Below are 11,128 nucleotides of genomic sequence, written 5' to 3'. Positions count from 1 at the left end.
AGCCCGCGTCGCAGCCGACCAGCGCGCCGCCCGGGAACACGGTTTTCGGCAGCGAGTGCAGGCCGCCGGCGACGATGGCACGCGCGCCGTAGCCGATGCGCTTGCCGCCTTCCAGGTGCGCGCGAATAGACGGGTGCGTCTTCCAGCGCTGCATTTCCTCGAACGGGGACAACCAGGGGTTCTGGTAGTCGAGTCCGACGACGAAGCCGAGCGTGACCTTGTTGCCTTCCAGGTGGTACAGGAAGCCGCCGCCATAGGTCTGGCCGTCGAGCGGCCAGCCGGCGGTGTGCACCACCAGGCCAGGCTTGGCCTTGTCGGCTGGGATTTCCCACAGTTCCTTGATGCCGATGCCGTAGGTTTGCGGGTCCTTGCCAGCGTCGAGCTGGAAATGCGAAATCAGCGACTTGCCCAGGTGGCCGCGCGCGCCTTCGGCGAACACGGTGTACTTGGCGTGCAGCTCCATGCCGATCTGGAACGCGTCGGTCGGCTCACCATCCTTGCCCAAGCCCTGGTGGCCAGTGGCGACGCCCTTGACCGAGCCGTCCTCGTTGAACAGCACTTCGGAGGCGGCAAAGCCCGGGAAGATCTCGACCCCCAGGCCTTCGGCCTGCTCGCCGAGCCACTTGGTCACCGCGCCCAGGCTGATCACGTAGTTGCCGTGGTTGTGGAAGCAGTCGGGCAGCAGCCAGTCAGGCGTCTTCTTGACGCCAGTCGGAGACAGGAACAGCACTTCGTCGCCAGTGACCGGCTGGTTCAGCGGCGCGCCCTGCGCCTTCCAGTCGGGCAGCAGTTCCGTGATCGCCTGCGGGTCCATCACGGCGCCCGACAGGATATGGGCGCCGGGCTCGGAGCCTTTTTCGAGCACGCAGACGTTGACTTCGCTGCCTTTTTCAGCGGCGAGTTGCTTCAGGCGGATCGCGGTCGCCAGACCGGCCGGGCCGGCACCGACGATCACCACGTCGTATTCCATCGCTTCGCGCGGGCCGTATTGTTCGAGCAGGTAGTGGGGGGTTTTCATTGCGGTATCTCCTTGATCTGGTAATGATTCAGCCCAGCAGCCGCGCCAGGTCGCCGCGCACGAAGCCGTGGCCGACGATGGCGGCCAGACCGTCGATCGCCTGTTCGAGCTCGGCGCGATCCTGCTGCTGGGCCCAGAACACCGGGCCGCCCTCCCAGCGCGGGAAACCGTAGCCCTGCACCAGCACCACGTCGATGTCGCTGGCGCGCACCGCGACGCCTTCGGCCAGCAGCAGCGCGGCCTCGTTGACCATCGCCAGCAGCGCACGGCGGCGGATCTGCTCCGGGGTCAAGGGTTGGCGCGTGATGCCGCGCTCGGCGCTGGCCTGCTCGATGATGGCGCGCACCGTCGAATCGGTCGAACGCTGCGGCTTGCCGTCCGGATAGGCGTAATAGCCGGCGCCGGTCTTGCGCCCGAGCCGGCCCTGCTCGCAGAGACGGTCCAGGATCGCGACGTAGCGCTCGCGCGGATCGCGCATTTCGGCCTGGGCCTTGCGCATGCGCCAGGCGATGTCCAGGCCCGACAGGTCGGCCACGGCAAACGGGCCCATCGCAAAGCCCATGCCGGTCAGCGCCTGGTCCACCTCCTCGGGCCAGGCGCCGTCCTCGAGCATGAACTCGCACTGCTTGCGGTAGGCGTTGTAGACCCGGTTGCCGATGAAGCCGAAGGCATTGCCGCACAGCACCGGCAGCTTCTTGAGCCGGCGACCGAGCTCCATGCCGGTGGCCAGCACGTCGGGCGCGGAATGAGCGCCACGCACTACCTCGAGCAGCTTCATGACGTTGGCCGGGCTGAAGAAATGCAGGCCCAACAGGTCCTGCGGCCGCGAGGTCACGGCCGCGATGTCGTCGATGTCGAGATAGGAGGTGTTGGTCGCGAGCACGGCACCGGCGCGGGCATGGGCATCGACCTGGCGGAACACGGCCTGCTTGACGGCCAGGTCCTCGAACACGGCTTCGATCACCAGGTCGGCGCGGGCCAGCTCGGTCCAGTCCAGCGTGGTCTGCAGGCGGGCCTCGGCGGCGGCGACGACGGCCGCCTTCATCTTGCCGGCCGTGACGCGAGCGCGGTAATGGTCACTGATGCGCTGGCGGCCACGCTCGAGCGCGGCGCCGTCCTGCTCGAGCAGGGTCACGCCCAGGCCGGCATCGAGCGCGCTGATCGCGATGCCGGTGCCCATGGTGCCGGCGCCGATGACGGCGATCTGCTGCAGCGCGCGCGGCTGCGCCTGCAGCTCGGCGGGCAGCTTGCTCGCCTCGCGCTCGACCTTGAACTGGTAGCGCAGCGCGCGGGCCTGGGTCGTGGGCACCAGGCCCAGGAACAGCTGGCGCTCGCGCGCCAGGCCCTGCTCGAACGGCACGGCCGTGACCGCCACGGCGTCGAGCACGGCGCCATAGGCCGGCTGCAGCCGCTGACGCGCATTGAGACCGGCTCTTGCCTGCTCGACCTGGGCTGCTACGGCGTCAGCGTCGAGCTGGTAGTCACGCGCACGCGGCAACTGGGCGCCCAAGGCGGCCAACTCGCTGGCGCGCGCGCAGGCCGCGGCCAGCAGATCAGCGGCCACCACCTGGTCGAACAGGCCGCTGTCGGCCAGCTGGCTGGCACTGCGCGGCTGGCCCGACAGGATCATCTCGAGTCCGGTCGCGACGCCGACCAGGCGCGGCAGGCGCTGGGTACCGCCCGAGCCCGGGATCAGTCCCAGGCTGATCTCGGGCAGGCCGACCTTGGCGCTGTCGAGCGCGACACGGCCGTGGCAGCTCAGGGCCAGCTCAAGGCCTCCGCCGAGCGCGACGCCGGCAATGGCAGCGACGACCGGCTTCGGGCAGGACTCGAGCCGGGCCAGCAACTCAGGCAAAATCGGCTCGGCCAGCTGCTTGGGGCTTCCCATCTCGCTGACGTCGGCGCCAGCGGAAAAGGCCTTGTCGTTGCCGACCAGCACGATGCCGCGGATGGCAGGGTCGGCCACGGCAGCCGCCAGCGCATGGGCGATCTGGCTGCGCAGCGCGTGGCTCAGGCTGTTGACAGGAGGATGATCCAGGGTGATGACGGCAATGTCTTGCTGGCGTTGGAAAGTTGTCACGGTCGGGCCTGCGTAGATGAAGTCGGAAGATGATGGCGTCCCAGAAAGCCCGGGAAACGGTACAATTATGTCAACAAGTTGATATATTTTCCACGGGAATCATCCCAGGGAATACCCTAATCAAAATTCGACAATAAAACTCTTCCTATGGTCAATCAACGCCATTCCCTGGAATCTGCTCGCATTGAACTGGCTAACCGGCTGTTCTTCAAGCTCTATCAATGCGCCAACCTGTTGCATAAAACAGGCACCAAGGCGGTCGAAAGCGAGGGCTTGACCACGCAGCAATGGGCGATACTCGGCGCGCTGTCGCGACCCGAGGTCAGCGCGGGAATGAGCATGGGCGACCTGGCGCGCTACCTGATGGTGAGCCGGCAGAACCTGTCGGGCGTGCTGGGCCGGATGGAGCGCGATGGCCGGATCGCGGTGGTACAGGACACACGCGACCGCCGCTCGCGCCTGATCCGGATCACCGAAGAAGGCTGGGTGGTCTGGCGCGACCAGGCCAAGCCCAAGATCAACGCCTACTACGAGGCGGCGCTGCAGGGTTTCTCCTTCAGCGACCTGACCCATACCTCGCATTACCTGCTCAAGCTGCTCGACAACATGGAGCGGATCGACCATGGCAGCGAGGCGCCGGAGCAGGACGCCGACCCCGATCGGGAGACTGATCCGGTCTGAACCGGTCTGATCCGGCCGGATGGTGGTTGCGGTGGCGGCTCAGGCGGCCTTGACCGCCAGCACCGGACAATCCACCGTCATCAGCAGGTCCTGCGCCACGCTGCCCAGGATCAGCTTGCCGACCGCGCTGCGCTTGCGCAGTCCGATGATCAGCACCGAGACGCCCAGGGCCTTGGCCATCTGGTCGATTTCGGTCACCGCATCCTTGCCGCGCACGAACTGCTTGAACTCGGTATCAAGGCCCGAGGCCGCCAGCAGCGGCTCGACCCGCTCGACATCGGCGACATCGGCGCGGGACGGGTCCTCCTGCCGGCCACCCGGACTCGCGTTGACCACCACCAGCCGCTCCTGGCGACGTTTCGCGATCTCGAGCCCCTTGTCCAGGGCGGCCTGGCCCTCGGGGCGCGGCACATAAGCTACCAGAATGGTCATTCTCTGTTACTCCTTGGCTGGATGGTCGGTACTCTGACTCGGGACGATGGCTTACATCTTGCACAGCGGCGAGGCCGCCGGCACGATGGACGCGGGATAGGTCTGCTCGATCACCTGGCGCAGCGAGCCATCGACCATCTTGACCCGTCCGACATAGTTCGGCAACAGCAGCTGGTTGTCGGCCGCGCGCAACTGGGCCTTGCCGTAGAGGGTATCGAGCGTCTGGCCGCGCAGCGCCTTGGTCACTTCCTCGGGCTTGACGCTCCTGGACAGCTTGACGCCCTCGAACATCACCTGGATGCCGTTGTAGGCCTGGCCCTCGACATCGGTCGGCAGGCGATTGAACCTGGCCTTGAAGGACTTGACGAAGTCCTTGTTGCGCGGGTTGTCGAGCTCGGGCGAATAGCCCAGGTTGCCCGGCACGCCGTCGAGGATCTTGCCGGTGGCGTTGATCACGAAGTTGGAGATCATCGCGTGGCCGATGATCGAAGTGCCGGGAATCAGCTTGAACTCCTGCGCCTGCTTGAGGAAGGCGATCTGGTCGCGGCCGATCTCGGCGACCCAGATCGCATCGACCTTGGCGTCCTTGAGCTGGGCGATGTAGGGCGCGAAATCCTTGGTGCCCATTGGCGCGTAGAGCGCCAGCGGCACCTTCTTGCCCTGTGACTCGACCGCCTTCTTGAACGACTCGGCCGAGTCGCGGCCCCAGACATAGTCAGCGGCCAGGGTCGCGAAGTTGTTGCCCTTGATGCTCTTGGCCCACTCGTTGATCATCGCGATATCCATCGCGTCGGAGTGGTTGGTGCGGATGCTGCGCGGCTTGCAGCTGTCGCCGGTCAGCTTATCGGACTTGGAGGCCTGCACGAAGTAGGCGGCGTCCCAACGCTCGAGGTTCTGCGCGATCGCCAGCGAGATCGAGGACGGGATGGCGCCGATCAGCAGGTTGTGACCGTCGCGCGCCAGCTTCTCGGCCACGCGGCGGCCGGCGTCGGGCGTGCCCTCGTCATCGCCCTCGGCCAGCTCGACCTTGCGGCCGTCGACGCCACCGCGCGCATTGGCCTCCTCGACCGCGAACTTGACGGCGCGGATCACCTCCTCGCCCTGCTCGGCGAAGACGCCGGACTTGGACGAGACCAGGCCGACCTTGACCGGCTCCTTGCCCTGGGCCTGGGCGACCAGCGGCAGCGCGGCGACCAGCAGGATGCCGGCCAGGGAATGTTGCAGGGATTTGAGCTTGAACATTTTTGTCTCCATCTATTTTTCTGTCTGCCGGAGTCGGTCCGGCGGCCGGCGGGATTCAGGCTTCCCTTGCACTCACACCATCACATGCTCTTCGAGGCGCTTGAGGCCGGCATGGGAATTCTCGACCGGCCCCTGCGCGACCACGGCGCCCTTGGCCAGCGCCAGGTAACGCTGTGCCACGCGTGCGACCAGGCTCATATTCTGTTCGATCAGCAACAGCGCGGTGCCCTGGTCGGCGACCCGGTTGAAGATCCCGGCCAGCTGGTCGACGATCACCGGCGCCAGGCCCTCGGTCGGCTCGTCGAGCAGGATCAGGCTCGGGTTGGCCATCAGCGCGCGGCCGACCGCCAGCATCTGCTGCTGGCCGCCTGAGAGCGCAGTGCCCGGCGTATGGGCGCGCTCCTGCAGGATCGGGAACAGCTGGTAGATCCCGGGCAAGGTCCAGGGGCCCTTGCGGCCGACGGCGGCGCCGAGCTGCAGGTTCTCCTCGACGCTCAAGTTGGCGACGATGCGCCGGCCCTGCGGCACCACCACCACGCCGCCTTGCGCCGCGTGGTAGGGGCGCGGACGCAGCAGCGGCCGGCCGCCGAGCTCGATCTGGCCGCCCTTCAACTGGGCCAGACCCAGGATGGTGTTGACCACCGTGGTCTTGCCGACGCCGTTGCGCCCGATCAGACCGACGCGCTCGCCGGCCTGCACTTCCAGGCTCAGGCCGTGCAGGATATGCGCCGAGCCGTAATAGGCCTGGACGTTCTGGAGTGACAACAGGGCGGTCATGCGGCGCTCCCGAGATAGGCTTCGCGCACGCGCGGGTTGGCGCGCACCTCGGCCGGCGCGCCGCTGGCGATGACGCGGCCGAGCTCGAACACGGTCACCACATCCGAGATGCCGAACACCACGTCCATGTCATGCTCGACCAGCAGCACCGAGACCTCCCAGCTCGAGGTCAGCTGCTTCAAGTGCTGAGCCAAATCCATCGATTCCTTGACCGACAGGCCGGCCATCGGCTCGTCGAGCATCAGCACCTTGGGCCGGCCGACCAGGGCCAGCGCGAGGTCGAGCCGGCGCTGCTCGCCATAGCCGAGGTCCTCGGCCGTCGCATGGCTCAGGCGGTCGAGGTCGAGCTCCTTGAGAATGGCGTCGGCATCGGCCTGCGAATCGGCCACGCCCATCTTGTAGGAGGCCAGCTCGACTTGCTGGCGCACCCCCATCTGGCTGAAGATGCTGGTGCGCTGGAAGCTGCGCGAGAGCCCGCGCCGGCGCCGTTCGACCGCGCCCAGGGCGCTGACATCCTCGCCCATCAGCGTGACCTGGCCGCGGGTCAGAGCACGGCGGCCCGTGATGGCGTCGATCACGGTCGACTTGCCGGCGCCGTTGGGGCCGATCAGGCCGCGGATCTGGCCTTTCTCTAGCGTCAGCGAGGCGCCGTCGAGCGCCTTGACGCCACCGTAGTGGATCGCCACGTCCTGGGCTTGCAGCACATAGGCCGGACCGCTGCGGGCGGTGGAGTTGTGACTCATGCTTGTCTCCGCTTCTTGTAATGTTCAATGCGCCTGGGCCGGGCGGGCCGCAGCCGGCAGCGGCGCACCGCGCTTGCCCAGGGTGCTCAGGCGCTGCAGCGCACCGGCGATGCCATGCGGCGAGAACACGATCACGCTGATCAGCGCCAGGCCGAAGATGCTCATCCAGTGGGTCGCGTAGTCACCCAGGATGTCCTTGAACAGGAAATAGACCACCGCGCCCAGCGCCGGACCCCAGAGCGCACGCGCGCCGCCGACGACCACCATCATCAGCGTCATGCCCGACAGGCTCCAGTGCAGGTTCTCGGGCGAGACGAAGCCGGTGTTGAGCGAGGACAGGATGCCGGCCACCCCGGTCACCAGCGCCGACAGCGCATAGACACTGGCGCGCGGCAGCAGGGTCGTGATGCCGATGAAGCGGGCCCGCTCCTCGTTGTCGCGCACCGCCTCGGTGATCGAGCCGAAACGGCTGCGCAGCAGCAGGGCCAGCGCGAAGAGCACCAGCACCAGCACGCTCCAGCACAGCAGGAACATGTGGGCCGGCTTGAGCAGCACCGACTGGCTCAGGCCGAACAGGGTCGAGGGCCAGTCGATGTTCATGCCGTCGGCGCCACCGGTAACGCCACGGACGCGCGAGGCCATCAGGAAGGCCATCTGGCCGATCGCCAGCGTCAGCATGCCGAAGGCAATGCCCGGCACGCGCACGATGATCAGGCCGATGACGAAGGCCAGTGCCGTCAAGCCGACCAGGGTCAGGACGATGGCGAGCTCGGCCGGCATCAGCTGCGCCTGCAGCAGGATGCCAATGCCGTAGCCGGCGCCGCCAAAGTAGAGCGCATGGCCGAAGCTGACCATGCCGTTCTGGCGCAGCAGCACGCCGATGCCGATTGCGAAGATCGCGTAGATGATGGCCTGGGTGAACAGGCTCAACAGGGTGCCGGAGCTCACGAGCTGGATCACGCCCAGGCCGAAAGCCAGCGCGACCAGGGTGGTCAGGCCAATGCGGGGGAGGTTCATGATGGTTCCTTGTCTGGCGGGTTCGACTCAGGTGCGGCTGCCGGCCAGGCCCGACGGCTTCCAGATCAGGATCGCGATCATCAGCACGAAGGGGAGCAGCACGGCCGCATCGGGCAGGTAGACGGCACCGATCGCCTGCACCATGCCCAGCACCATCGCGGCGATGAAGGCCCCGGCCAGCGAGCCCAGCCCGCCGATCACGACTACGACGAAGGAGTCGATGATCACGTCGGCACTCATCGAGGGCGACAGCGACAGGAAAGGCGCGGCGACGACGCCGGCCAGGCCGGCCAGCGCGGTGCCCAGGCCGACGACAGCGGCCGAGAGCCGGTCGGTGTTGACGCCCTGCATCGAGGTCGTGACCGGATCGGTGCTGGCCGCGCGCACGAACAGCCCGGCCTTGGAGTAGCGCAGCCACAGGCTCAGGCCCAGCGCGACGGCGGCCCCGACGAAGATCACCGCGATCCGGTAGGCCGGCAGCTGGGCGCCGAACAGCTCGAGGCTGAAATTGAGCAGCTCGGGCGCGGGCACCGACAGGTTGCTCTTGCCCCAGACGCTGACCACCAGATCCTCGATGATCAGCAGCAGGCCGAAGGTCACCAGCACCACGGTCAGCGGCTCGCGGTCCTGCAGCAGCCGGAAGCAGTAGCGGTCGAGCAGCACGCCGACCAGCGCCATGACGGCTGGTGCCGCCAGCAGCGCAACCCAGAAGTTGCTCTGGGTGGAAATGGTGTAGCCCAGGTAAGCCCCCATCATGTAGAGCGAGCCGTGGGCAAAGTTCACGACACGCCGCAGACCGTAGATCAGGGCCAGGCCCGAACACATCACGATCAGCAGCGCGCCATAGACCAGACCGTTGAACAGGTTGATCGCAAGCATTTCTTTGTCTCCTTTTTTTGCTTCTGGATGGCGGATTCAGTCGCTGCCCAGTGGCCCCAGCGCCGATTCCGGCGCACCGAACGAGCTCCAGCCGCCGTCAGCCGACAGGACGGCCCCGGTGACATAACTGGCGGTGGGCGAGGCCAGGAAGGCAATCACGGCGGCGATCTCGGCCGGATCGGCCAGGCGTCCGAGCGGGGTGCGCCGGGCGATGGCGTCGGTGTCGATCGCGCCCTGCTGCGCCAGGCCCACGACCAGTTCGGTCGCGACATAGCCCGGTGCGACCGCATTGACGCGGATGCCCGAGCGCGCCCATTCCGAAGCCAGGGCCCGGGTCAGGCCCAGCATGCCGGCCTTGGCCGCGCTGTAGGCATTGCGCCCCGGAATGCCACCGAGGCTGGCGATCGAGCCCAGGTTGACGATAGCACCCCGGTTGCCGCGGGCGTCGCGCGGCTGAGCCAGCATGCGGGGAATCACGGCCTGGCTCATCAGGAAGGCACCGCGCAGATGCACGGCCAGCACGCGATCGAAGGCCGCAGCAGTCTGCTGCAGGGTCGGCGCGGACTGGTCGGCAATGCCCGCGTTGTTGATCAAGGCATCGATGCGACCCAGGCAGGTGCCGACGCTGTCGACAGCGGCCTGCACGCTGTCGGCATCGGACACGTCGCAAGCCAGCGCCAGATGCCCGGGCCCGAGCTCGGCGGCGCGCGCCCTGACGCTGTCGGCGCGCAGGTCGAGCAGCGCCACGCGCCAGCCCTGCCCCGCCATGACCTGGGCCGTGGCCCAGCCTATGCCGTCGGCCGCGCCGGTGATGACGGCCACCGCAGGCGTGCGAGGTGAACTGCCAGCTGCCGGTGCAACGGTCTGGCCCGATTCATGGCTCATGCTCTTGTCTCCTTGTGTTTTATGTAAGGAATCATGAAGCTTGGAGCCCGGGCAGTGCTTCACGAACACTGCCAACAAGCGGACAAATCATGCATCTGCAGCCGCAATTGCGCGGAGCAGATTCAGGCGCACCAAAGCAAAAGGCATCGCCAAGCGATGCCTTTTGCATATCAGGAGGCTGGGCTCAGAGCGCCTTGACCAGCTCCGGCACTGCCGTGAACAGGTCGGCTTCCAGGCCGTAGTCAGCGACCGAGAAGATCGGAGCTTCGGCGTCCTTGTTGATCGCCACGATCACCTTGGAGTCCTTCATGCCGGCCAGATGCTGGATCGCGCCCGAGATGCCGGCGGCGACGTAGAGTTGCGGCGCCACGATCTTGCCGGTCTGGCCCACCTGCAGGTCGTTGGCCGCGTAGCCCGCATCGACTGCGGCACGGGAAGCACCGATCGCCGCGCCCAGCTTGTCGGCCAGCGGCGTGATGACTTCGTTGAACTTCTCGGCGCTGCCCAAGGCACGGCCGCCCGAGACGATGATCTTGGCCGCCGTCAGCTCGGGACGGTCGTTCTGCGCGATCTCGCTGCGCACCCAGGCGCTCTGGCCGCTGTCGGCCACTGCCGCCACGGTCTCAATCGAGGCGCTGCCACCTTGTGCCGCTGCGGCGTCGAACGCCGTGCCGCGCACCGTCAGCACCTTGACGGCATCAGCGCTTTGCACGGTGGCGATCGCGTTGCCGGCGTAGATCGGGCGCTCGAAGGTATCAGCCGAAATGACCTTGGTCACGTCGCTGAGCTGCGCGACATCAAGCTGGGCCGCCACGCGCGGCGCCACGTTCTTGCCGCCGGCGGTGGCCGGGAACAGGATATGGCTGTAGCCGGCGGCGACGGCAAGCACTTGCGCCGCGACGTTCTCGGCCAGGCCGTGCGCCAGACTGGCGCCGTCGGCGTGCAGCACCTTGGCGACACCGGCGATCTGGGCCGCAGCAGCGGCAGCGGCGCCGGCATTCTGGCCTGCGACCAGCAGATGCACGTCGCCGCCGATCTGCGCGGCAGCCGTCACGGTGTTGAGGGTCGCGCTCTTGATCGAGCCGTGGTCGTGTTCTGCGATGACGAGGATGGTCATTAGATTACCTTTGCTTCGTTCTTGAGCTTGTCAACCAGCGCCGCCACGTCAGCGACCTTGATGCCAGCCTTGCGGCCCGCCGGCTCAGCCACCTTCAGCGTCTTCAAGCGCGGCGCCACGTCCACGCCCAGATCGGCCGGCTTGACGTTCTCCAGCGGCTTCTTCTTGGCCTTCATGATGTTGGGCAGCGTGACGTAGCGCGGCTCGTTCAGACGCAGGGCGGTCGTGACGATCGCGGGCAGGCGCCCGGACAGCAC

General features: G+C 67.2%; 12 protein-coding genes. 1 reads left to right on the top strand and 11 read right to left on the bottom strand.

The genetic code is table 11. The features are described 5' to 3' along the window. Nucleotides 1-1,018, bottom strand: a 1,018-nt coding sequence (locus tag C6P61_RS16265) for an NAD(P)/FAD-dependent oxidoreductase (RefSeq protein ID WP_146115080.1), incomplete at its 3' end; no start/stop codon positions are given. 28 nt (nt 1,019-1,046) lie between these two features. Further along, nucleotides 1,047-3,098 carry a 3-hydroxyacyl-CoA dehydrogenase NAD-binding domain-containing protein gene (locus C6P61_RS16260; RefSeq protein WP_105730970.1) on the bottom strand — a complete coding sequence of 684 codons (2,052 nt, stop codon included), beginning with the start codon at nt 3,096-3,098 and terminating at the stop codon, nt 1,047-1,049. A 147-nt stretch (nt 3,099-3,245) separates the two neighbouring features. Between C6P61_RS16260 and C6P61_RS16255 the strand changes: the two genes are divergently transcribed. Then, a complete protein-coding gene (locus tag C6P61_RS16255; protein ID WP_105730969.1) occupies nt 3,246-3,779 on the top strand; it encodes a MarR family winged helix-turn-helix transcriptional regulator in 534 nt (177 codons plus the stop codon). A 39-nt stretch (nt 3,780-3,818) separates the two neighbouring features. Here C6P61_RS16255 and C6P61_RS16250 read toward each other — a convergent pair whose 3' ends face one another. The 9 genes from C6P61_RS16250 to C6P61_RS16210 form a co-directional block, all read right to left on the bottom strand. Further along, the gene (locus C6P61_RS16250; protein ID WP_105730968.1) at nt 3,819-4,211 is read right to left on the bottom strand and encodes a universal stress protein; all 393 of its coding nucleotides are present in this window, start codon (nt 4,209-4,211) and stop codon (nt 3,819-3,821) included. A 51-nt stretch (nt 4,212-4,262) separates the two neighbouring features. Beyond that, nucleotides 4,263-5,453, bottom strand: a complete 1,191-nt coding sequence (locus tag C6P61_RS16245; protein ID WP_105730967.1) for an ABC transporter substrate-binding protein — start codon at nt 5,451-5,453, stop codon at nt 4,263-4,265. 72 nt (nt 5,454-5,525) lie between these two features. Next, a complete protein-coding gene (locus C6P61_RS16240) occupies nt 5,526-6,230 on the bottom strand; it encodes an ABC transporter ATP-binding protein (protein WP_105730966.1) in 705 nt (234 codons plus the stop codon). Then, nucleotides 6,227-6,973, bottom strand: coding sequence for an ABC transporter ATP-binding protein (locus tag C6P61_RS16235; protein WP_105730965.1), 747 nt, complete (start codon nt 6,971-6,973; stop codon nt 6,227-6,229). The genes C6P61_RS16240 and C6P61_RS16235 overlap by 4 nt, the downstream gene beginning before the upstream one ends. Nucleotides 6,974-6,997: 24 nt before the next feature. Then, nucleotides 6,998-7,990, bottom strand: a complete 993-nt coding sequence (locus tag C6P61_RS16230; RefSeq protein ID WP_105730964.1) for a branched-chain amino acid ABC transporter permease — start codon at nt 7,988-7,990, stop codon at nt 6,998-7,000. A gap of 27 nt (nt 7,991-8,017) precedes the next feature. Next, complete coding sequence (locus C6P61_RS16225; RefSeq protein ID WP_105730963.1) at nt 8,018-8,869, bottom strand: branched-chain amino acid ABC transporter permease; 852 nt, start codon at nt 8,867-8,869, stop codon at nt 8,018-8,020. Between the two features lie 36 nt (nt 8,870-8,905). Beyond that, complete coding sequence (locus tag C6P61_RS16220; RefSeq protein ID WP_105730962.1) at nt 8,906-9,754, bottom strand: SDR family NAD(P)-dependent oxidoreductase; 849 nt, start codon at nt 9,752-9,754, stop codon at nt 8,906-8,908. Between the two features lie 184 nt (nt 9,755-9,938). Beyond that, nucleotides 9,939-10,871, bottom strand: a complete 933-nt coding sequence (locus C6P61_RS16215) for an electron transfer flavoprotein subunit alpha/FixB family protein (RefSeq protein ID WP_105730961.1) — start codon at nt 10,869-10,871, stop codon at nt 9,939-9,941. Further along, the coding region (locus C6P61_RS16210; protein WP_425319761.1) for an electron transfer flavoprotein subunit beta/FixA family protein at nt 10,871-11,128 on the bottom strand (258 nt) is incomplete at its 5' end. The genes C6P61_RS16215 and C6P61_RS16210, both read right to left, overlap by 1 nt.

Origin of the sequence: Malikia spinosa (assembly GCF_002980625.1) — a bacterium.
Classification (GTDB): domain Bacteria; phylum Pseudomonadota; class Gammaproteobacteria; order Burkholderiales; family Burkholderiaceae_C; genus Malikia; species Malikia spinosa.
The sequence above is the reverse complement of the archived record's forward strand: the minus strand, read 5'-3'. Positions and strand labels throughout refer to the sequence as shown.